This window comes from Limimaricola pyoseonensis (assembly GCF_900102015.1).
Taxonomy (GTDB): domain Bacteria; phylum Pseudomonadota; class Alphaproteobacteria; order Rhodobacterales; family Rhodobacteraceae; genus Limimaricola; species Limimaricola pyoseonensis.
This window is the reverse complement of the sequence record NZ_FNAT01000004.1, coordinates 162,938-184,432: the sequence shown is the minus strand read 5'-3', so window position 1 is coordinate 184,432 and position 21,495 is coordinate 162,938. Positions and strand designations below refer to the sequence as shown.

The 21,495-nt window shown below is 72.0% G+C and carries 23 protein-coding genes; 6 read left to right on the top strand and 17 right to left on the bottom strand.

Translation table 11 applies throughout. From position 1 onward, the window contains the following. The 3 genes from BLT43_RS10655 to BLT43_RS10645 form a co-directional block, all read left to right on the top strand. Positions 1–382: STAS domain-containing protein (locus BLT43_RS10655; protein ID WP_131802646.1), on the top strand; the 382-nt coding region annotated here is incomplete at its 5' end. 223 nt (positions 383–605) lie between these two features. Beyond that, the gene (locus BLT43_RS10650; protein WP_242652277.1) at positions 606–1,844 is read left to right on the top strand and encodes an FAD-binding domain-containing protein; all 1,239 of its coding nucleotides are present in this window, start codon (positions 606–608) and stop codon (positions 1,842–1,844) included. A 166-nt stretch (positions 1,845–2,010) separates the two neighbouring features. Continuing rightward, a complete protein-coding gene (locus tag BLT43_RS10645) occupies positions 2,011–3,492 on the top strand; it encodes a fused MFS/spermidine synthase (protein ID WP_207497504.1) in 1,482 nt (493 codons plus the stop codon). Here the strand turns inward: BLT43_RS10645 and BLT43_RS10640 are convergent. The 12 genes from BLT43_RS10640 to BLT43_RS10585 form a co-directional block, all read right to left on the bottom strand. Then, a complete protein-coding gene (locus BLT43_RS10640) occupies positions 3,458–4,063 on the bottom strand; it encodes a DoxX family protein (protein WP_090112685.1) in 606 nt (201 codons plus the stop codon). The two genes, BLT43_RS10645 and BLT43_RS10640, sit on opposite strands and share 35 nt — an antisense overlap. Then, complete coding sequence (locus BLT43_RS10635; protein WP_090112683.1) at positions 4,060–4,782, bottom strand: HvfC/BufC N-terminal domain-containing protein; 723 nt, start codon at positions 4,780–4,782, stop codon at positions 4,060–4,062. The genes BLT43_RS10640 and BLT43_RS10635 overlap by 4 nt, the downstream gene beginning before the upstream one ends. Beyond that, positions 4,779–5,636 carry an MNIO family bufferin maturase gene (bufB, locus tag BLT43_RS10630; RefSeq protein WP_090112681.1) on the bottom strand — a complete coding sequence of 286 codons (858 nt, stop codon included), beginning with the start codon at positions 5,634–5,636 and terminating at the stop codon, positions 4,779–4,781. Before bufB ends, BLT43_RS10635 begins: the two co-directional genes overlap by 4 nt. 95 nt (positions 5,637–5,731) lie before the next feature. Further along, a complete protein-coding gene (locus BLT43_RS10625; protein WP_090112679.1) occupies positions 5,732–6,034 on the bottom strand; it encodes a BufA1 family periplasmic bufferin-type metallophore in 303 nt (100 codons plus the stop codon). Positions 6,035–6,433: 399 nt separating this feature from the next. Beyond that, entirely contained in the window at positions 6,434–7,201 is a 768-nt protein-coding gene (locus tag BLT43_RS10620) for a glutamine amidotransferase (protein ID WP_090112677.1), read from the bottom strand. Between the two features lie 4 nt (positions 7,202–7,205). Then, a complete protein-coding gene (locus tag BLT43_RS10615) occupies positions 7,206–8,264 on the bottom strand; it encodes a phosphotriesterase family protein (RefSeq protein WP_090112675.1) in 1,059 nt (352 codons plus the stop codon). Then, positions 8,261–8,896: a TenA family protein gene (locus BLT43_RS10610; RefSeq protein ID WP_090112673.1), complete on the bottom strand. Its 636-nt coding sequence runs from the start codon at positions 8,894–8,896 to the stop codon at positions 8,261–8,263. The genes BLT43_RS10615 and BLT43_RS10610 overlap by 4 nt, the downstream gene beginning before the upstream one ends. Then, positions 8,893–9,741, bottom strand: a complete 849-nt coding sequence (locus tag BLT43_RS10605) for a BtpA/SgcQ family protein (protein WP_090112671.1) — start codon at positions 9,739–9,741, stop codon at positions 8,893–8,895. The genes BLT43_RS10610 and BLT43_RS10605 overlap by 4 nt, the downstream gene beginning before the upstream one ends. A gap of 32 nt (positions 9,742–9,773) precedes the next feature. Continuing rightward, entirely contained in the window at positions 9,774–10,778 is a 1,005-nt protein-coding gene (locus tag BLT43_RS10600; RefSeq protein ID WP_090112669.1) for an ABC transporter permease, read from the bottom strand. Further along, positions 10,775–11,527 carry an ATP-binding cassette domain-containing protein gene (locus tag BLT43_RS10595; RefSeq protein WP_242652276.1) on the bottom strand — a complete coding sequence of 251 codons (753 nt, stop codon included), beginning with the start codon at positions 11,525–11,527 and terminating at the stop codon, positions 10,775–10,777. The genes BLT43_RS10600 and BLT43_RS10595 overlap by 4 nt, the downstream gene beginning before the upstream one ends. Positions 11,528–11,571: 44 nt before the next feature. After that, a complete protein-coding gene (locus BLT43_RS10590; protein ID WP_090112665.1) occupies positions 11,572–12,507 on the bottom strand; it encodes a substrate-binding domain-containing protein in 936 nt (311 codons plus the stop codon). Beyond that, the gene (locus BLT43_RS10585) at positions 12,504–13,559 is read right to left on the bottom strand and encodes a LacI family DNA-binding transcriptional regulator (protein WP_090112663.1); all 1,056 of its coding nucleotides are present in this window, start codon (positions 13,557–13,559) and stop codon (positions 12,504–12,506) included. The genes BLT43_RS10590 and BLT43_RS10585 overlap by 4 nt, the downstream gene beginning before the upstream one ends. A 140-nt stretch (positions 13,560–13,699) precedes the next feature. On the opposite strand from BLT43_RS10585, the gene BLT43_RS10580 reads away from it, so the two are divergent. Beyond that, positions 13,700–14,593: a PfkB family carbohydrate kinase gene (locus tag BLT43_RS10580; RefSeq protein ID WP_090112661.1), complete on the top strand. Its 894-nt coding sequence runs from the start codon at positions 13,700–13,702 to the stop codon at positions 14,591–14,593. A 60-nt stretch (positions 14,594–14,653) separates the two neighbouring features. Here the strand turns inward: BLT43_RS10580 and BLT43_RS10575 are convergent, their stop codons facing one another. The 4 genes from BLT43_RS10575 to BLT43_RS10560 all read right to left on the bottom strand — a co-directional run bounded on the left by BLT43_RS10575 (position 14,654) and on the right by BLT43_RS10560 (position 18,193). Beyond that, entirely contained in the window at positions 14,654–15,970 is a 1,317-nt protein-coding gene (locus BLT43_RS10575; RefSeq protein WP_090112659.1) for a TRAP transporter large permease, read from the bottom strand. Next, positions 15,970–16,524 (bottom strand): TRAP transporter small permease subunit, encoded by a 555-nt coding sequence (locus BLT43_RS10570; protein ID WP_090112656.1) that lies wholly within the window; start codon positions 16,522–16,524, stop codon positions 15,970–15,972. Before BLT43_RS10570 ends, BLT43_RS10575 begins: the two co-directional genes overlap by 1 nt. A 104-nt stretch (positions 16,525–16,628) precedes the next feature. Beyond that, on the bottom strand, positions 16,629–17,600 hold the full coding sequence (locus BLT43_RS10565) for a TRAP transporter substrate-binding protein (protein ID WP_090113081.1): 972 nt from the start codon (positions 17,598–17,600) through the stop codon (positions 16,629–16,631). Positions 17,601–17,638: 38 nt separating this feature from the next. Next, positions 17,639–18,193, bottom strand: a complete 555-nt coding sequence (locus BLT43_RS10560) for a gluconokinase (protein WP_090112654.1) — start codon at positions 18,191–18,193, stop codon at positions 17,639–17,641. A 91-nt stretch (positions 18,194–18,284) separates the two neighbouring features. On the opposite strand from BLT43_RS10560, the gene gntR reads away from it, so the two are divergent. Then, a complete protein-coding gene (gene gntR / locus BLT43_RS10555; protein ID WP_090112652.1) occupies positions 18,285–19,304 on the top strand; it encodes an HTH-type transcriptional regulator GntR in 1,020 nt (339 codons plus the stop codon). Positions 19,305–19,390: 86 nt separating this feature from the next. Continuing rightward, on the top strand, positions 19,391–20,023 hold the full coding sequence (locus BLT43_RS10550) for a nucleoside/nucleotide kinase family protein (RefSeq protein ID WP_090112650.1): 633 nt from the start codon (positions 19,391–19,393) through the stop codon (positions 20,021–20,023). A 58-nt stretch (positions 20,024–20,081) separates the two neighbouring features. Here the strand turns inward: BLT43_RS10550 and BLT43_RS10545 are convergent, their stop codons facing one another. Beyond that, a complete protein-coding gene (locus BLT43_RS10545) occupies positions 20,082–21,341 on the bottom strand; it encodes an aminotransferase class V-fold PLP-dependent enzyme (RefSeq protein ID WP_090112648.1) in 1,260 nt (419 codons plus the stop codon). Positions 21,342–21,495 lie beyond the last annotated feature (154 nt).

The window sequence follows — 21,495 nt, the reverse complement described above, 5'->3', positions numbered from 1 at the left end:
CGCGGTCGAGACCCAGCCGCACGTGCTGGCGCTGCGCGTGGACGAGAGCCTCTACTTCCCCAACGCCCGCTTCCTCGAGGACCGGCTCGCCGCCTTCGCCGCCGAGAAGCCCGATCTCACGGACGTGGTGCTGATGTTCCCGGCGGTGAACGAGATCGACCTCTCGGCGCTGGAGTCGCTCGAGGCGATCAATGCCCGCCTGAAGGAGGCCGGCATCCGGCTGCATCTGAGCGAGGTGAAGGGTCCGGTGATGGACCGCCTCAAGCGCAGCCACTTCCTCGACGAGATGACCGGCGAGGTGTTCCTGAGCCAGCACGAGGCCGCCTGCCGGCTCGCCAGGACACCCCCCGCCGCCCCGGAACCGGCGCGCCGCAGCGCCTGAACCGGGGGAAATCTCTGCCCCGGACTTTCCCCTCTTTTCGGCTAAACGGCTCCGCGACCCATCGCGCTGGCGGGCCGGTCCGGCGACAGTCACGCCCTTGCCGATGACCGCCTCGAGGACCGCTCTTTAGGCGCCCCCCCCCCCGCGCCTGCGACATCGGCGCATTTGATCGGCCCCCGCCCGGCCATAGCTCGCGCTTCATCCGGGCCGGGGGATGACCGCGATGACCGACGAGCAGCTCGAGCCGATCCATCGTCACGCAACGCGCGCGCAAGGCGAGGCGCTGATGCGGGGCTTCGTGCCGCGCATGGGCCGGCGCTACGCCGAGCGGCGCGGTTTCGACGCGGGCCCCGGCGCGCATGACGACGTCTCGACGCTCTCGCCCTATCTCCGCCGCCGCCTCTTGCTCGAGCCGGAGCTCGTGGCTGCGGCGCTCGCGGCGCACGGGCCCGAGCAGGCCGCGAAATTCGTGCAGGAGGTGGTCTGGCGCGGCTACTTCAAGGGCTGGCTCGAGCGGCGGCCGGTGATCTGGGACAGCTACCGCGACGGGCTGGCGCGCGATCTCGATGCCATGGCGCGCGACGACCGCCTGCGCGACGCGGTCGAGCGCGCCGAGACCGGCCGCACCGGGCGCGACGGCTTCGACGCCTGGGCGCGCGAGCTGGTCGAGACCGGCTACCTGCACAACCACGCCCGGATGTGGTTCGCCTCGATCTGGATCTTCGCGCTGGAGCTGCCCTGGCGGATCGGCGCGGATTTCTTCTACCGGCACCTGCTCGACGGCGACCCGGCCTCGAACACGCTGAGCTGGCGCTGGGTCGCCGGGCTGCACACCCGGGGCAAGCCCTACGAGGCGCAGGCCTGGAACATCGCGAAATACACCGGCGGGCGCGTCGCGCCGCGCGAGGCCGACCTCGCCGCCGGGGTCGAGGGGCTCGAGGCCGAGGAGCCCGACGGCCTGCCGCCGGTGACGCCGCTGCGCGCGGTCGAGGCGCCCCGCCCCGGCCTGCCGACGGCGCTGCTGATCACCGAGGAGGATTGCCGGGTAGAGGATTTCGCGCCGGAGGCGCTCGACATCCGGGCCGTGGCGACGCTGGCCGCGAGCCACCAGCGCTCGCCGCGCCCGGTGGCCGGGCACGTGGCCGGGTTCGAAGCCGCGGCGCTGGCCGACGCCGCCGGGCGCATCGGCCGCGGGGCCGAGGAGATGCAGGCCGACGCGCCCGGCGACCTCGCCCGCTGGGCCGAGCGGGTCGGGGCGAGCCAGATCGCGACGCCCTACGTGCCGACCGGGCCGCTCCGCGACTGGCTGCAAGCGGCCGGGCCGGAGCTGGCGGCGCGCGGCATCGCGCTGCGGGAATGGCGGCGCGACTGGGACGCGGCGATCTGGCCGCATGCGACGGCCGGCTACTTCAAGGTGAAGTCGAGGATCCCCGAGATCCTCGACCGGGCGGGGCTGTCGTGACCGGGGCGCGTCGCGCCGCGCGCAGCTCCGGCAGCGCAGCGCCGCCGCAGGCGCGGCCATCCGGTCATTGCACGCCCGTCACGCGGCATGCGATGACCTGACGGCGCGGCCCGCCGTCGCCCGGCGTCCGGCGCCACGCCGTCACCCTTGCCCCGAGGAGGCCGACATGCGGTTCTGGACCACCATCGGCCTGATCCTCGTGCTGTCCGTCGTGGGGCTGACCTACGAGATCGCCGCCGGGCGCGTGCTCGCCCCCTTCTTCGGCACCTCGCTGGTGACATGGACCAGCGTCATCGCCACCGTCCTCGCCGGCTTCTCGCTCGGCAACGCGCTCGGCGGCTTCGCGGCCGAGCGGCCGCGCCGCGTCGCGATGCGCCAGGTGCGCCGGGCGCTGCTGGCCACGGCGGTGCTGATGGCGCTGTCGCCGACCGTGCTCGCCGCGCTCTACGCCATGGGGGCGCGCGGCACCGGCGGCATGGCCCTGACCGTCATCGCGGCCTTCTTCCCGGCCTCTGTGCTGATCAGCTACCCCTCGCCCTTCCTCGCCAAGCTGGCGGTCGAGGCCCGGCCGGGGCGCGAGGGCTCGTCGCTGGGCCTCGTGCTCGCGGCAGGCTCGGTCGGCGCGATCGCCGGGGCGATCCTCGCGGGCTTCGTCACCCTGCCGCTGGTCGGCTCGGCCGCGACCTTCGCCGCCTGCGGCGCGGCGGCGCTGCTCTGCGTGCCGGTGCTGCGGGACCGCGCGCCGCATGACGGCGGCGCGCCCGAGCCGGTCACCCTCGCGGCACTCGGGCCGCCGGCGCTGCTGGTCGCCGCGAACCTGACCGGCGGCCCGGTCTGCCAGTACGAATCCGGCCTGTCCTGCATCGACGTCGTGCAGCGCGGCGGCACCGTCACCCTGCAATCCGACCGCGTCACGCAGGCGGCCGAGCGGCTGGCGCCGGGGGACGCCGCGCCCGAGCTGGTGCTGTCCTACACGCGCTGGCTCTGGTCCCGGATGGACCGCGATCTCGGCCCCGCCGCCGAGGTGCTCTTCGTCGGGGGCGGCGGCTACACGCTGCCCACGCGGCTGCTGGCTGAGCGTCCGGAGGCCCGCGCCGTCGCGGTCGAGATCGACCCGCTGGTCACGAAGGTCGTCCGCGCCAACCTCCCGGCGGCCGGCGCGACGATCGCGCGCAGCGGCTTCGACGCGGCGGGCGATGCGGCGGGCGATGCGGAGGGCGATGCGGAGGCAGCGGGCCGGCTCGGCATCTTCCATGCCGACGGTCGGGTCTACATCAACGAGACCGGCCGCCGCTTCGACGCCGCGGTGATGGACGCCTTCTCATCGGACTCGGTGCCCGCGCATCTGGCGACGCGCGAGACCTACGCGCGGCTGCGCGAGATCGTCGACGGCCCGGTCTACGTCAACCTGATCGACCGTCCCGACGGGCGGCTGGCGCGCGGCCTGCACGCGATCCTGCGCGAGGTCTGGCCGCATGTCGAAGCCGTGCAGGGCCCGGTCGGCCGCAGCGGCCGGGCCAACATCCTGCTCGCGGCCGCGCCCGCGCCGCTCGCCCTGCTGTCGGACCTGCCCGAGGGCTACGGGCCCATCGCGATCACGCCGGGCCGCGCCTTCACCGACGACCGGGGCTGGGTCGGCCACCGCTAGGCCGCCGCCGCATCGGTTTCGGTTCAAGGCGACGCCGGATCAGCGCATCGAGCGAGATCGGCCCGGGACCGCGCAGCACCAGCGCCAGCAGCAGGAAGACCCAAAATGCCCGCTGGTCGAGGATCGCCGCGTCGGGCAGCCGGTCGAACCACGCGCCCACCGTCTCGGGCCCGACGGCATGGCCGAGGATGTCGGTGAGCGACTGCACCACCACCACGCCGATCATCCCCAGCGCCGCGAGCCGCGTCGCGAGCCCGATCACGATCAGCACCGGCAGGACCAGCTCGGCCCAGAGCGCCGCCACCGCCACCGCCCAGTGGAACAGCCCGAGCCCGCTCGGGTCGTAGCCCACCGCCTCGAAGGCGCGCGGAAAGATCTGCGCATAGGCGCCGGGGTCGGGCATGAACGGGCCGAGCGGCCCCTCGCCGATCTTCGCGAGACCCGCGCGCCAGTAGTAGAGGAAGAGAACGGCGGCGAAGACCAGCCGGGCAAGGCTGCCCAGAACCGGCGCGGCGGCGCGGTCGAGCCCGCCGGTCAGCGCCATCCAGCGCAGGGTGAGAGCTTCGGTCATGTCGCCTCCGTCAGATCGGTGATGGCCTGCCCCGAGATCAGCGCGCCCAGCACGGCCGCAAGGTCGAAGCCGCGCGGCACCGGCGCCAGCGCCCGCCCCAGCGGCAGCCCCTCCGAAAGCCTGTCCACGAAGGCCGCGCCGCCCTCGGGCAGCGACAGCGCCACCGGGTCGAAGCCGGGCCGGGCGACCAGCATCTCCTCGGCCCGCATCGCGGGCGTCTCGCCGCGCCAGATCGACAGCGCCGGCCAGGCCGAGGCCAGCGCCCGCGCCGCCGGCGCGAGGTGCAGCCGGGTGCGCATCAGCCGCTCGGGCGGCAGCGCGCCCAGGCGCTCGGGCGCGATCGGGCTCGCATCGGCGGCGTGGTAGGCCTCGCGCAGCGCCTGCTCGAGCCGCGCCACGTCGGGCAGGTAGCCGAGCTTCGCCACCGGCGGGAAATCCTCGAGCCAGCCCGGCAACGCCGCGCCCCACAGCGCCAGCCGCGGCGAGCGCGGCGGGTGCGCGCGCAGGAACTCGCGCGCCATGGCGGCGAAGAACACCGGGCCGACCAGCCGCCGCACGGCGGGAAAGGCCACGCCGAGCGCATCGGTCAGCGAAACGATGACGTTGTTGCGGTAGACGTCGAAGCGCGCCCCGGCCGGGCGGCCGCCGGGCGCGACCAGCCCCTCCGGCACCGGCAGCTCCGGCGCCATCAGCGCCCGCGTGAAGCCGCCCTCGCTCATGCCGGCGCCCGCTCGCGGTCGAGGATCGCCGCGGCGCGCGCGGCCTCGGCCTCCAGCACCGGCCAGTCGGGCACGTCGGTGTCCCATTCGATCAGCGTGGGCTTCGGCCCGCCGCGCGCCAGCGCCCGCGCGTAGAGCCGCCAGACCGGGTCGGCCACCTCCGCGCCGTGGCTGTCGATCAAGAGCGGCGCGCCGGTCTCGTCCTCCTGCGCGTCGTGACCGCCGAGATGGATCTCGCCCACCAACCCCATCGGGAAGGCGTCGATATAGGCCTCGGCCGGGACCTGCTGGTTCACCGCCGAGACATGCACGTTGTTGACGTCGAGCAGCAGCCCGCAGCCGGTGGCCTCTGCGATGCCCGACAGGAAGGCGATCTCGTCCATCTCGCTCTCGGCGAAGGCGAGGTAGTTCGACGGGTTCTCCAGCAGCATCCGCCGCCCGAGCGCGTCCTGCACCTCGGCCACGTGGTCGGTCACCCGCTGCAGCGTGGCGCGGGTATAGGGCAGCGGCAGCAGGTCGTTGAGATAGCTGCCCTCATGGGTCGACCAGGCGAGATGCTCGGAAAAGCTTGCGGGCTTCACCCGGTCCACCAGCCGGCGCAGCCGCGCGAGATGCTCGCGCGACAAGGGCGCCTCGCCGCCGATCGACAGGCCGACGCCATGCACCGAGACCGGGAAGCGCCGCGCCAGCGCGTCGAGCTGCGCCAGCGGCCGGCCGCCGTCTCCCATGTAGTTCTCGGCATGGATCTCGATCCAGGCGACCGCGCCGGGGTCGTGGGTGAGCGCCTCGAAATGCTTCGACTTGAAACCGACGCCGGGGCGCGGCGGCAGCTCGGATGCGGGTCGGTCGGTCATGGCGGTCCCCCTCGCGGCCAATCGTCTCGCCGCCTCTCATGCGGCCGGATCGCGGGGCCGGGCGGCCCGGCCCCGCGCGTGCTCCCGGGGCGGCCTCAGGCCGGCAGGTCGCGCTCGAGCGCCTCGAGCGAGCCCTCGCGCGGCGTGCCGTCGGCCATGGCCGGCAGCTCGATGTCGGAGCAGGTGCCCTCGGGCACCAGGGTCCAGGCGTTGCCCTGGTAGTCGACCTTCGAGGTGCCGGCGCAGGTCGTGCCGGGCCCGGCGGCGCAGTCGTTCTCCCCGGCCAGCGAAACGCCGTAGCATTTCTCCTGCGCCTGGGCCTGCGCCATGCCGCCGCCGGCGGTGAGCGCGGCCGCGACGGCGCTGGCGACGGACAGGGATTTCAGATCGATGGACATGAGGTCGGCCTCCCGATGTTGATACGCGCCGCCGGAGCCTCCTGCCCCGCGGCAGCTGCAGGCTGGCCGCACGCGCCGCGCCGGGCCAGTCACAGCCGCGTGGGTCTCTCCACCGTGACGGGCTGAAACATTCCCGTGGGTTGGCGGGAAGAGCCGCGGCAGACGCCACATGCCCCGGCGTTCCGCATCACCCGGATCACGTCATGGCCGGCACGACGGCGGCCGGGCCCTGCGGACGCCTCGGCTTCCAGATGACCCCGTGCAACCGCCCCCCCCTAAGGCACCGTGAACCGACCGGACCGCCCTGCCCTGCGCCACAAGCAAGACGGGCGCCGCGACGGAAACCCGTCACGACGCCCGAAGCGCTCGAGGCACGCCGCGCCCGTGCGGGCGGGCGGGTCAGATCTCCCCGGCCGCCCAGGCGATCATGTTGCCGAACAGCCGGTCATAGCCCTCCCAAGCGAGGAAGGCCGGCGGCAGCCAGTGCTCGCTCATGTCCGAGGTCCAGGCCAGCGTGCGCCCCTCGCCGTGCCGGCCCGCGACCAGAAGCGGCAGCCCGCGCTGCGCGTCGGGCAGCGACAGCACCCGCTCGACCCCGTCGCCGGCCTTGCACTCCACCTCGTTGACGCCCAGCAGGTAGGGCCAGTCGCCGGGCACGCCCCGCAGCAGCGGGTGCTCGGGCAGATCCACCACCGGGGTGCAACCCTCGGGGATCTCCAGCCGGTCGTCGCCCGGCAGGCAGCTCACCGGCAGCGCCGCCTCGACCGGGGTCCGGTGCCAGCGCGCCCGCCCGTCGATGCCCTGGAACGAGAAGTAGCCGCCGATCATCACCAGCCCGCCGCCGCGCCGCGTCCATTCCTCGATCAGCGCGATCCGGTTCGGCACGCGCTCCCCCCGCAGCCAGACGTCGGGGTGCAGCAGCAGCGTGTTGGCGCCGATGTCCGACAGGATGATCACGTCGTACTCGGCCAGCCCCTCCAGCGTGGTCGGAAAGGCCTCGGCGGCCTCGTGCGCCTGCATGTTGACCACCTCGTGCCCGGCCGCCGCCATCCCCGACAGGAAGCGCCTGGCCCCGGTGTGGAAGGTCACGCTGCCGAACTGGTCGAAGCCCTTGAAATGCGTGGCCGAGCTCACCCAGCTCTCGCCCACCAGCAGCACCTTGGTCATGTCGTCACTCCTCGATCCGTCGTTGCGCCAGGGCCTGGCGGGGGTTGTCGATCATCAGCATGTCGAGATCGGCCGGGCTCAGCCCGAGCCGGCGCAGCCGCGGCAGCACGTGCCGCTGCACATGCGCGTAGCCGTTGCCGCCATGCGCGCTCAGCATCATCTTCAGGAACACGTCCTGCGACAGCAGCACCTGCCGCCCGAACCCGTCCGCGACCAGCCGCGCGATCGCCGCGGCGCAGTCGGCGTCGCCCGGGCATTGCACCTGCTGGTCGTCGTACCAGTAGTCCATGCCCAGCATGTCGTACTCGATATAGGCGCCACGCCGCGCCAGCGTCCGCTGGTAGAGCGGGTCGTCATGGCTCGGGTTCATGTGGCACAGGATCACCCGGTCGAGCGGCTGGCCGCAGGCCTCGACCACGTCGAGCACCTCGTGCGCCACCCGTTCCCAGCCCGGCAGGTGCACCATCAGCGGCAGACCGGTCCGCGCCGCGGCCAGCGCCGCGCCGCGCAGCACCCGCCGCTCGGTCGGCGTGAAATCGGCCGAGACGCCGATCTCGCCTATGAGCCCGATCCTCGCGCCGCTGTCGCCCACGCCGTCGCGGGCCTCGGCCGCGATCTCGGCGGCGATGTCCTCCTCGGACAGACCCGCCAGATGCGGCGGGTGCGATGCCTCGAGGTAGTAGCCCGCCCCCATGACGATGTTCAGCCCCGTGGCGCGCGCGATGCGGATCAGCGCCTCGGGGTCGCGGCCGATGCCGCGGCAGGTGGGGTCGACCACCGTGCGCCCGCCCTCGGCTGCGAACTGGCCCAGCTCCGCGATCGCCATCTCCTCGTCGTCGAGCGCGCAGTTGTCGCGGTTGGCGAAGGGGTCGTGGCGCAGCCGCGACTGGATCGCCGCCGAGACCGGCAGGTCGCGGATCGGCGAGCGGAACTCCGGATCGCGGCCGCGCCACCAGCAGCGGCAGTCGTTCAGGATGTGCTCGTGCATCAAGGTGACGCCGAGATCCCCGAGGGGCACCGGGCCGAGCACGGTTTCGACGTGGTCGAGAAAGGCATGGGTCATGCGACGGGCTCCGCGTAGGGCGCGTCGTGGAAGCGGATCTCGAGCTCGGTCACCCGCGCGAAGATGCCCGACAGCCGGTCGAGATCGCCGGGCCCGCCGTGGCGGTCGATCGCGTCCTTCAGCCACGTGGCCTGCGCCGCGAACTCCTCGTCGACATGCAGCGCCACCCAGGCGCGCAGGTCCGGGTCCGAGATCCCCGCCGCCATGGCGCGGCGGCTCCAGCCCCAGTACATCCACTCGGCCGCGAACATCGCGGTGACGATGTCGAGAAAGCCGCCGGTCTCGGCCAGCGCCAGCATCCCGTCCCGGAACGCCGCCGCCTCTTCGGGCAGCGCCGTCGCCGGCGCGATCCCCAGCGCCTCGAAGCGCGCCTCGAAATAGGGCATCTGCCGGTTGACCAGCGCGTCGAGCACGCCCACCAGCCAGCGCTGCGCCTCAATGTCGGGCGCGCGCGCCGCGGCATAGGCGAAGATCGAGATCGCGGTCTCGACGAAGGCCCCCTCGTAGGCGAGGTAGCGGTGGAACGCCTCGCGCGGCAGCCGGTCGGCGCAGATGTCCTCGACGAAGCGATGCCCCAGCATCCGGTCGAGCACGGCGCGGTTGCGCTCGAGGATCTCGTCGGAGAGCGTCATGCCGCGTCCCCCGTGGCCGGGCGCGCCGCCTCGACGAAGGCGCGCACGCGGGCGGGCTCGACCGGGTTCCACCAGACCCCGCCCTCCTTCAGCGACGAGGCGACGATCACCGCCTGCGCCACGCCGAGGATCGGCACCACGTTCCCGGCGGTCACACCCGAGCCCACCAGCACCGGCAGGTTGGTCGCGCCCGCCACCTCCTCGATCTCCTCCAGCGTGGCGCTGTCGCCGGTGCGCTGGCCGGTGGCGATCACGCCGTCGGCGTCGAAGAAGGCGAGGTCGCGGGTCAGCTCGGCGACGCTGCGATCGGCGGTGATGGCGTGGCTGCCATGCTTGACGTGGCTGTCGGCGAAGACGCGGATGCCCTCGCCGCGCAGCATGGCGCGGTAGCGCATCGCCTCGGCCGCGCGCCCCTCCATGAAGCCCTCGTTGGCGACATAGGCGTTGGCCCACTGGTTGACGCGGATGAACGCGGCCCCCGCCGCGCGCGCCACGGCCAGCGCCGGGATCGGCGCGTTGGCCAGAACGTTCACCCCCATCGGCACGTCGAAACGGCGGCGGATGCGGTCGGCCGCCACGGCGAGAAAGCCGGTGGTCTCGGGCCCGATATCCTCGGGCTTGGAGAAGGGCACGTCGCCGTGGTTCTCGATCACGAGGCCATGCATCCCGTTTGCGATCAGCGCCTCGGCGTCGCGCAGGCAGGCGTCGTAGATCTCTTCCATCGCCTGCCCGCGATAGCGCGGCGCGCCGGGAAAGGGCGGGCAGTGGATCATGCCGATCAGGGCCCTGGGCCGGCCGAAGATCGCCTCGATCGCGTTGCCGTCATTGCTGGATATGGTCTGCATCTGCTGTCCTGACTGGCCGGGAATCTCGGCGCTCACGACGGCTTGCGCCGGAACGAGAAGCCCGCGGTGAAGATCCGGGTGTTGAGCCAGATCGCGATGAGGATGATCGCGCCGGTGACGATCTGCGTGAAGAAGGGCGAGATGTGCATCAGGATCAGCCCGTTGCCGATCACCGCGATGGTCAGCGTGCCGAGGATGGTCCCGAGGATCGAGCCGCGCCCGCCGAACAGCGAGGTGCCGCCCAGCACCACCGCCGCGATCACCTGCAGCTCGAAGCCCACCGCCGCGTTGGACGAGCCCGAGCCGAGCCGCGCCGCGATCAGGAGCCCCGCCACCGCCGAGGCGATCCCGGTCAGCATGTAGACCGAGGCGATGGTCCATTTCGCCGGCATCCCCACCCGGCGCGCGGCCTCGGGGTTCGAGCCGACCGCGACCACGCGGCGGCCGTAGATCTGGCTGCCGATGACCAGCGCGCCGGCCGCCGCGACCGCGAGCGCGATGATCGCCGGCACCGGGATGCCGAGCAGCGTGCCGCGGCCCAGAACGAAGAAGCCCGGCACGTCGGTGATCGGGATCGAGTAGCCCTTGGTCATGTAGAGCGCGGCGCCGCGCAGGATCGACAGCCCCGCCAGCGTGACGATGAAGGCCGGAATGCCCTGATAGGCCACGAACCAGCCCTGCCCCAGCCCGATCGCCGCGCCGAGCAGCAGCATCGCCAGCACGACGAGCGGCCAGGGCACGCCGAAGGACAGCGTCAGCGCGGCGCTGGCGTTGATCAGCGCCACCTGCGAGCCGACCGAGAGGTCGATCCCCGCGGTGATGATCACGAAGGTCATGGCCACCGCCACCACCAGGATCGGCGCCGCCTGCCGCAGCACGTTGAGCAGGTTGCCCGGCGTCAGGAACACGTCCGTGGCGATCGAGAAGAAGGCCACGCAGACGACGAAGAAGAAGGCGATGGAGAGCACCTGCGCCTTCTCGGACAGGAAGTCGGCCAAGGCGGAGCCCTGCCCGCGCTCGGTGTAGGTCACGCTCATATCTCTTCCCCCTTGCCGACGATCAGCCGCACCAGATCCTCGAGGCTGGTGTCGCCGATCGCGCGCTCGGCGACCTTGGTGCCCTCGTACATGACGGCGATCTTGTCGCAGACCCGGAACAGGTCCTGCAGGCGGTGGGTGATCAGGATCACCGAGACGCCGCGCGCCTTGACCCGGTTGATCAGCCGCAGCACCGCCTCGACCTCGGCCACGGCGAGCGCCGAGGTCGGCTCGTCCATGATCAGCACGCGCGGCTCGAACGAGGCGGCCCGCGCGATGGCGATGGCCTGCCGCTGCCCGCCCGAGAGCTGCGCCACCTTGGCGGTGAGCTTGGGGATGCGGATGTCGAGATCGTCGAGCATCGCCCGCGCCCGCTCGCGCATCGAGGCGTTGTTGAGAAACGACCAGCGCGTCTCCTCGCGGCCGAGGAACAGGTTGCCCATGACGTCGATGTGGTCGCACAGGCTCAGGTCCTGGAACACCATCTCGATGTGGCGGGCGCGCGCCTCGGCCGGGCTGGTGAAGGAGACCGGCTCGCCGTCGATCGCGATCGAGCCGGAATCGGCGATGTAGGTGCCCGAGATGATCTTGGTCAGCGTCGACTTGCCGGCGGCGTTGTCGCCGATCAGCCCGACGCATTCGCCCGGCGCGATGTCGAGATCGACGCCGCGCAGCGCCTCGATCGAGCCGAAGGTCTTGCGGATCCCGCGCAGCGAGATCCGTGGCACCTGCGGCTGTCCGGAGGGCACGGGGCCCTCCGGATCGACGGCCTGCAATGCGCTTGACGCGGCCATCACTCGAAGATGCTCCGGAAGTCGTCGACGTTGTCGCTGGTCACGATGGTGACCGGCACCGCGACCACCGGCTCGGTGCTGCCGCCCTCGGCCAGCGTGTTGAGGATGTTCACCGCCGTCGCGCCCATCTGCGCCGGGTCCTGCTGGATCACGGCGGTGACGTAGCCCGCGTCGATGCCGTTGATCGCCTGCTGGGTCAGGTCCCAGCCGAACAGGCGGATGTCGTCCTGCTTGCCCTGGCTCTCGACCGCCGCGATCGCGCCCAGAAGCGCCGGCTCGCCGGTGGCGTAGATCGCGTCGAGATCGGGGTTGGCGGTGATCAGGTTCTCGGCCGCGGCCAGCGCGAGGTCCTGCACGTTCTGGCCGTCGACCACGTTGGCCATGGTGACGCCCTCGGCCTCGGAGACCACGCCCTCGAAGCCGGCCTGCCGCTCGTTCTGGATCGCCGAGTTCAGCGCACCGACGATGCCGATCTTGGCGGCGCCGTCCATCTCGGCGTTCATGTATTCGAGGAAGTACTCGCCCATCATCGCGCCGGCGGTGGCGTTGTCGACGCCCACCTGCGCGGCCTGCGGCCCCTCGGGCAGCACCGCGTCGACCGCCACGACCGGGATGCCCGCATCCACCGCCTGCTGCACCGCCGGCATGATGCCGTTGACGTCGATGGCGATCACCACGATGCCGTCGACGCCCTGCTGGATGTAGGTCTCGACCGCGCTGTTCTGCTCGGCCGGGTCGTTGTTGGCGTTGAAGATCACCAGCTCGTCGCCCAGCTCCTCGGCGGCGGCCGTGGCGCCCTCGTTCATCTGGTTGAAGAACAGCGCCTGCTGGTTGATCTGCACCATGGCGAAGGTTTCCTGCGCGGTCGCGCCGCCCGCCGTCAGGGCGAGGGTGGCCGGGGCGGCGAGCAGAAGGGTCTTGATGCCGTTTTTCATTGCTTCTCTCTCTGTTGGTTGTGGGGTCGCACGCTCTTGTTGTTATTGGCCGGCGCACGGACCGAGGCGCGCTCGACCAGTGTCACGGGCAGGAGTTCCAGGGTCTGCCGGAAGCCGGGCGCGTCCCAGTCGCCCTCGAGCAGCAGCTCGACGGCGCGGCGGCCGAGGCTGTCGACCGGCTGCTCGACGGCGGTGATCGCGGGGTCGAACAGGTGCAGCGAGCGCACGTTGTCGAAGCTGATGATGGAATGATCGTCCGGCACCCGCACGCCGCGCTCGCGGAACACGTCGAGCACGCCCACCAGAAGCTCGTCCGAGCCCACGAACAGCGCCGTCGCCTCGCCGCCATCCTGCAGGAAGCGCTGCGCCAGCTCGCGGCCCGAGGCGGCGGCGTGGTCGTGCACGTAGCTGCGCGCCGGCGCGATCCCCTCCATGCCGCGCTTCAGCCCGGCCAGCCGGGCGCTGGTGCTGAACAGGTCCTCGCGCCCGCCGATATAGGCGACCCGGCGGTGGCCGGCCCGGTAGAGCGCCCGCCCCGCCAGCACGCCGCCCATCTCGTTGTCGCACATCAGCCGCGGCGCCACCGCGCCGCGCACGTCCTCGTCGAGGATGACGGCGCGCGGAAAGCTGTTGATCAGCGCGGCCACCTCTGGCGGCGGCATGTGGTTGGTGACGAAGACGAGGCCGTCGACATGGTTGCGCGAGGCGAGGTCCAGCGCCGCCAGCTCGCGCTCGGCCCGGTTCATCGTGGCGTGCAGCGTCACCATCACGCCGCGCGCGGCCGCCGCCTGCTCCATCGCCGCGGCGAGCCGGGCGAAGAACGGGTTGGCGATGTCCGGGATGATCAGCGCCAGCGTGTCTGAGCGGCCGAGGCTGAGGCGGCGGGCATGCGGGTTCGGCCGGTAGTCCAGCCGGCGCACCGCCTCGTCGATCCGGTCGCGCGTGGCCGCGGGCAGCTCGAGCTGGCCGTTGAGGTAGCGCGACACGGTGGCGACCGAGACGTCGGCGGCCCGCGCCACGTCCTTCAGGCTGTGCCGGCTCCTTGCGCTCACCTCGTCACCTCTCGTCCTCAGGGTTCGTAAACTGGTTTAGTAAACCCATTTACAATTGCATTCTGACGTTCGGTCAAGAATATTCTTCACATATTCGCGGTGGGCGGTCGCGCCTGCCCACCCAACAGACGGAACGGGACATGCGTGCATACGTGATCGGCAACGCCGCGATCGACGAGAACTTCCGGGTCGAGCGCCTGCCGGGCGAAGGCGAGTCCATCCTCGCCGGCAAGGGCAGCGTCGAGCTGGGCGGCAAGGGCGCCAACCAGGCCGTCGTGCTGGCCCGCGCCGGGCTGCCCACCACGCTGATCGCCGGCATCGGCAGCGACACCCGCGCCGAGCGCGTGCGCGGCTGGCTCGCGGCAGAGCCGCTGGAGGCGCGGCTGCTGCCGATCGCCGGGGCGAGCACGGATTTGTCGATCATCCTCGCCGACGGCGAGGGCGCGAACGTCATCGTCACCACGGTCGACTGCGCGCGCGCGCTCACGGCCGACGCGGTCCTGCCCGACCTCGCCGCGGCGGCGCCGGGCGACCTGATGGTGCTGCAGGGCAATCTGGGCCTCTCGACCACCCGCGCCCTGATCGCCGAGGCGCGCGCCCGCGCGATGCGCGTGGTGTTCAACCCCTCGCCGGTGCGCGACGCCTTCGCCGACCTGCTGCCGCAGGTCGACACGCTGTTTCTCAACCAGCACGAGGCCGGGGTGCTGAGCGGGCGCGAGGGCGCCGAGGCCGTCCGGGCGCTGCTGCGCGCCGGCCCCTCGACCGTGGTGCTGACGCTCGGCCGCGAGGGCGCGCTGCTCGGCACGGCGGGCGGGGTCCGGCCGGTCCCGGCGGTGGCGGTCGCGGCGACCGACAGCACCGGGGCGGGCGACACCTTCCAGAGCGTCGCCCTCGTCTCCGCCGCCCGGCGCGGCACCGGGATCGACGCCGCGGCCCTGCGCGACGCGGCCCGGGCGGCCGCGATCACCGTCACCCGCCGCGGCACCCTGAGCGCCTTTCCGACGCAGGCCGAGCTCGAGGCCCTGCTCGCCTGACGAAAAAGGCCCGCCCCCTGCCGCGCAGGGGACGGGCCCGGTCCTGTCCGGCGTCCGGCCTCAGTAGATGGCGATCGCCGGGAAGAGGATCAGCACCGCCACCGCCAGCGCCTGCATGCCGATGAAGGGCAAAAGCGAGCGGAAGATGTCGCCGAGCGCGATGTCGGGCGGCGCCACCGACTTGAGGTAGAAGGCCGCAGGTCCGAAGGGCGGGCTGAGGAAGCTCATCTGCATGTTCATGCAGAACACCACGCCGAACCAGACCGGGTCGTAGCCCATCGAGGTGATGATCGGCACGAAGATCGGCATGGTCAGCAGCGCGATCCCGACCCAGTCGAGGAACATGCCCAGCACGAACAGGATCGCCATCATGAACAGCAGCACGATGAGCGGCTCGTCCGAGATGCCGGTGATCATCGCCGAGACGAACTTGATGCCGCCCATCAGGTTGAACACGCCCACGAGCGCGGTCGCGCCGATGCCGATCCAGACGATCATGCCGACCGTCTGCAGCGTCTGCAGCGCCGCGTCGCGCATCAGCCCGAAGCTGAATTCGCCGCGGATCATGGTCGAGACGGTGACGCCCAGCACGCCGACGGCCGAGGCCTCGGTCACCGACGCGATGCCGCCATAGATCGAGCCCAGCACGCCGATCACCACGAGGATCGGCAGGAACAGCCCCTTGAGCAGGCGCAGCTTCTCGGCGGTGGTGGGGCGCGGCCCCTCGACCACCGGCGCCACGGCCGGGTTGATGTAGGCGCGGATCAGAACGTAGGCCACGTAGAAGCCCGCCAGCATCAGGCCGGGGATGAAGGCCGCGGTGAACAGGTCGCCGATCGAGACGTTGGCGGTCAGGCCGTAGATGATCAGCACGATCGAGGGCGGCACCATGGTGCCGAGCGCGCCGCCGGCGCAGACCACGCCGATCGCGAGGTTGCGGTCATAGCCCAGCCGCAGCATCTGCGGCAGCGCGATCAGGCCCAAGAGCACCACCTCGCCGCCGATGATGCCCGACATCGCCGCGAGGATCACCGCGACCACGATGGTCTGGATCGCGACGCCGCCCCTGAGCCGGCCACCGACGAGCCGCATCGCGTCGAACAGGTCGCGCGCGATGCCGGATCGGTCGAGGATCGCCGCCATCAGCACGAACATCGGCACCGAGACGAAGACGAAGCTCGAGACGAAGGAATAGACCCGGCTGGTGATCAGCGGCACCGCCATCGGCCCGAACCAGCCGAGAGCGAAGACCAGCGCCACGAGCAGCGTGACGTAGGACAGCGGGATGCCGGTGACGAGCAGCACCAAGAGCATGGCGAACATCAGCCCGGTGGCGCCCTCGATGCCGAGGCCTTGCAGTGCTCCGAAGAATTCCATCAGCGCCGTCCCCGCGCGTAGTTGTAGGCGAGGATCGCGAACTGGACGGTCATCACCCCCAGCACGACCATCAGGAAGATCTTGATCAGACCCGGATAGGCCGGGTTCCAGGCGCTGCCCGAGCGCTCCAGCCGGATCTCGCCCGAGGGCGCGAAGGCGGCGCGCGAGACCATGATCCAGCCGGCCCAGGTGAACATCGCCGCCGCGAGGCCGCAGATGATCGAGATCACGATGTCGAAGCCGCGGCGCAGCTTCGGCCCGAGCTGGTCGTAGATCAGCACGACCCGGATGTGGCGGTCGCGCGCGGTGCAGTAGAGCCCGCCGAAGATGAAGGCCATGCCCGACAGGAACACCGTCGTCTCATGCGCCCAGATCGTCGGGCTGTTGAAGAAATAGCGCAGCACCACCTCCTGGATCAGGATCAGCATCGCGGCGATGATCCCGATGGCGAAGACGATGCCCAGCCGGTCGATGACGCGCCCCAGCCACCCCGCCTCGGGGATCGGCGCGCCCTCGTCCCGGGGCGGCGTGATGTCGGCGTGATCTTCACTCACAATGCCTGTCCCTCGTGTCGTGGTCCCGTTTTGCGAAGACGCCCGGACCGCGAAGGCCCGGGCGTCCCGCCTGCATGACCGGGGCCGTCACCGGCCCCGCCCGCTCATTCGGCGATGAGGCCGTTGTCCTTCAGGTAGGTGGTCAGGGTCTCGTAGACCTTCTGCGCGTTGTCGGAGCGCTCGGCGACCTTCTCCCACTCGCCCATGGCGATCTGGCGGAACTTGGCGCGCTCCTCGGCCGACCAGTCGTGCACGGTGATCTCGCCGCCTTCCTGGGCTTCGGCCACCGCGGCCTCGTCGGCCTGCTGCAGCGCCGAGACCTGCTTCTGGGCGAACTCCTTCACCGACTGCTCCAGCACCTGCTGCAGGTCCTCGGGCAGCGCGTCCCACTTGTCCTTGTTCATCGAGATCTCGACCAGCGGCATCGAGTGGAAGCCCGGATAGACCGGGTGCGGGGCGACGTCGTGCATGCCCTGCGCCTGGTTGGTCGAGAACACGGTGTAGTCGGCCGCGTCGATCACGCCCTTGTCGAGCGAGGTGAAGACCTCCGAGCCCGGCAGGTTCACCGGGGCGGCGCCGGCGGCGGCGAAGACCTGCTGCACGAGGCCCTCGGGCGCGCGCATCTTCAGGCCCTTGAGGTCGTCCACGCCCTCGAGCGGCACCTTCGAGACGAAGGCCTCGAGGCCCGGCGTGGTGGCGCCGATGAAGTGCAGACCGTAGGGCTCGACCAGCTCGTTCATCAGCTCGGCGCCGCCGTTCTCCATGAAGTCGAACATCTGCTGCGGGTCCGACCAGGCGCCGACCGGGTTGGCGATCAGGCCGAAGGCCGCGTCCTTGCCGGCGAAGTAGGAGGTGTCGGTGACGTGGCCGTCGAGGATGCCGGCGGCGATCGCGTCCTGCGTCTCGTTATGCGCGACGATCGATTCGACCGGCAGCATCTCGACCGCGATGCGGCCGTCGGACATCTCGGCGACGCTCTCGGCCCACTCCTTCTGGAGCGCGAAGTTCGGGTTGCCGGCCGGGTCGGACGACTGGAAGCGGAAGCTGTGCTCCTGGGCGATCGCGGCGCCGGACATCAAGAGCGCGGCGGTCAGGGTGGTGACGAAGGTCTTTTTCACTGTTTCCTCCTGGGATGTGCCTGCCCGGACCCTTCGGGCCCTCCCTGCAGGCGGGGTGCGATGAGCGCCTCGGCGCGGTCGAGCACCTCCTCGGGGGAGGGTGCGACCGACAATTCGATGGCCCGTTCCTCGGGCGCCGGCGGCTCCAGCAGCGCGAACTGGCTGTCGAGCAGCGACACCGGCATGTAATGGTCCTCGCGCGCCTCCATGCGGGCGCGCAGCAGGTCGTAATCGCCGTGCAGGTAGACGATCGGGAACTCGCCGATCCGCTCGCGCAGCCGGTCGCGATAGGCGCGGCGCAGCGCCGAGCAGGCGATCACGGCGAAGGGTTGGGTGGCCTGCGCCACCTCGGCCAGCCGGTCGAGCCAGCCCCAGCGCATCGCGTCGGTCAGCGGCTCGCCGCGGCGCATGGCGGCGACGTTCTCCTCGGGGTGGTGGTCGTCGGCATCGACGTAGACGCCGCCCAGCCGCGCGGCCAGGCCCTTGGCCACGGTCGATTTTCCGACCGCGCTCACGCCCATCACCAGCACCGGTCTGCCCGCCTGCGCCATGCGTCCTCCCTTGCCGCGACGGGGGTCCGCCGCTACGATGACAGCGCTATCATTAGATGACAGCGCTGTCATCCGTCAAGGGGGAGGGAATATGGGTCGCAGGGTGACGCTGGCGGAGGTCGCGGCGCGGGCCGGGGTGTCGCCGATCACGGTCAGCCGGGCGCTCAGGCGCCCCGACACGGTCCAGCCCGAGACCCGCGCCCGGATCGACGCCGCGGTGGCGGCCCTCGGCTACGTGCCCGACCCGGCGGCGCGGGCGCTGGCGACGGGGCGCTCGGACGTGATCGGCGTGCTGATCCCATCGGCCACCAACGCGGTGTTCACCGACGTGCTGTCGGGGCTCTACGAGGGCATCGCCGAAAGCCGCTTCGACGTGCAGTACGGCATCACCCGCTACGACCCGGCGACCGAGGAGAACCTGCTCGGCGTGTTCCTGCGCCAGCGCCCGGCCGGGCTGATCGTCGCCGGGATCGACCAGACCCCCGCGGCGCGGCGGCTTCTGGACCGCGCCGCCTGCCCCGTCGTGCAGATCATGGAGACCGGCCCCGACCCGGTCGACATGATGGTCGGCTTCTCGCATCACGACGCCGCCGCCGAGGCGACGCGCCACCTGATCGCGCGCGGCTACCGCCGCCCCGGTTTCCTGGGCGCGCGGATGGACCCGCGCACCCGGCGCCGCTTCGCGGGCTTCCGCGCCGTGGCCGAGGCGGCCGGCCTCTACGACCCCGACCGCAGCGAGACCACCGAGACGCCCTCGAGCGTCGGGCGCGGCGGCGAGCTGCTGCGGGCGCTGCTCGCGCGCCACCCCGACACCGACGCGGTGTTCTGCAACAACGACGACCTCGCCATGGGCGCGCTGTTCGAGGCGATGCGCCTCGGCATCGCCGTGCCGGGCCGGCTCGGCATCTGCGGCTTCAACGATCTCGAGATGATGCGCGCCGCCGAGCCGCCGCTCACCTCGGTGCGCACCAACCGCTTCGAGATGGGCGCGCTCGCCGCGAAGATGATCCGCGCCCGGCTCGAGGGGCGCGACCCCGGCCCCGCGCTGGTCGATCTGGGCGCGCAGGTGCAGGCCCGCGCCAGCACCGCGGGCCCCGCAGCGGGGGATTGATCGCGGGCCGCATCGGATGTTCGATGCCGGCGCCCCCCCATCGCCCCCCGTGGCGCCGCCCGCCCCGCTCGAAAGGACGACCCGAGATGACCGAAACGACGACCACAGAGGCGCTGGCCGACCGGCTTTCGGCCATGGCGCGCGGACCAAAGCGCCGCTTCGTGGCGCTGGCCGGACCACCGGGCGCCGGCAAGAGCCATGTCTCCGAGGCGCTCGAGACACGTCTCGCGGCGGCCGCGCCGGGCGCGGCGGCGGTGCTGCCTATGGACGGCTACCATTTCGACGACATGCTGCTCGAGGCGCGCGGCGACCGGCCGCGCAAGGGCGCGCCGCACACCTACGACGTCGACGGCTTCCACGCGATGCTGACCCGGCTGGCCGCCGATGACGGCCGCGAGGTGGTGGTGCCGGTCTTCGACCGCGGGCTCGAGATCGCCCGCGCCGGCGCCCGCGTCATCGCGGCACAGACCCGGCTGATCCTGGTCGAGGGCAACTACCTGCTGCTCGACCGCCCCGGCTGGGACCGCCTCGCGTCGCTGTTCGACCTGACGGTGATGATCGACGTGCCGGAGCCGGTGCTGCGCGCCCGGCTCGAGCAGCGATGGGCCGACCTGCCGGCCGAGACGCGGCGCGACAAGCTCGAGGAGAACGACCTGCCGAACATGCGCGAGGTGCTGAACGCGAGCCGGCCCGCCGACCTGCGCCTGCCCAACGGCTGAGGCAGGCCACGGCCCTGCCCCGGCCGGGCGGGGGGCCGCCCGCGCTCGCCCCCCGCCTTCAGGCCGCGCGCGCGATGTCGCGCATCGCGGCGAGGAAGCGGATCACCTCGGCCTCGGTGTTGTAGTGGCACAGCGACACCCGCACGCAGCTTTCCATTCCCAGCGGCTGCAGGATGTTGCCCGAGTAGTGGTCGGCCTTGCGGATATGGGTGCGGATGCCGGCCGCGTTCAGCGCCGCGACGATCTCGCCCGCCGGCCGGCCGTCCAGCGCGAAGGAGACCAGCCCCTCGCGCCGCGGGTTGTCGATGCCGCCGAGGATGGTGATCCCCTCGAAGCTCGCCAGCCCCGGCAGGTTGCCCGCGCCGTGCAGCAGCGCCTCGGTCAGCGCCGTCTCCTGCGCATGGATCGCCTCGCCCGCCGCGACGATCCGCGCGCGCCGGTCGGCATCGTCAGAGACCCGCCCGCCGAGCCAGTCGAAATAGGCCACCACGTCCGAGAAGGCGGCATAGGCGCCGGCGTCGCGGGTGCCCAGCTCCCAAGGCGCGCCCGGCGCGCCCATCAGCCCGTCATGCGGCAGCGCCGCCAGCCGGTCCGACAGCCAGGCGATGCCGTAGCCATGGCGCGAGAACACCTTGTAGGGCGAGATCACGTAGCCGTCGACGCCGAGCGCCTCGAGATCCAGCCGGCCATGCGCGGCGTGCTGGATGCCGTCGACGATGATGTAGCAGTCGGGCGCCACGGCACGGATCTCGGCGGCGATGGCGGCGACGTCCACCCCCATGCCGGTCACCGGCGAGGTGTGCAGGATGGTGGCGACGCGGGTGTCGGGCGTGACCTCGGGCCGGTAGGCCTCGGGCCCGACCGAGCCGGCCGCGTCGTCATGCGCCACCAGCACGTGGCGCTTGCCGCCGATCGGCGCGTAGCGGTCGGCGGCCGAGCGGGTGGCCGGATGCTCGAGCGTCGAACCCAGCACGCGCCCGCCCTCGGGCGTGCCGAGACAGGCCGCGCCGATTAGCCGGAACAAGAGCTCGGTGCCGCTCTCGCCGGCGATGAACTGCCCGCCCGGCGCGTTGAAGAACACCGCCATGTCCGCCTTGGCGCGGGCGATCAGCTCGACCGCCGCCTGCCCGGCAGGGTTGTCGCGGCCGGGGTTGTCGGGGATGGCGGCGAAGCGGGCCGAGGTCTCGACCACCGATTTCAGCGTCAGCGCACCGCCGGCATTCTCGAAGAACACCCGCTCGCCCTGGAACGGGCAGCTCTCGACATGGGCGAAACGGTCGCGGATCTCCTCGATCAGCCCGGGCTGCGCGTCGATCATCGGTGGCCATCCTTCCAGTTGCAGACATGGGGTTCCGCACCGCCGCGGCGGCCGGCCGCACCGGTATCGGGCAGGACCATGCGGGCGTCAATCGGACATGCGCCGCCGCCGCGCCAGCCCGGCCCACGCACGGTAGCGCACAGAACCGCCGCCG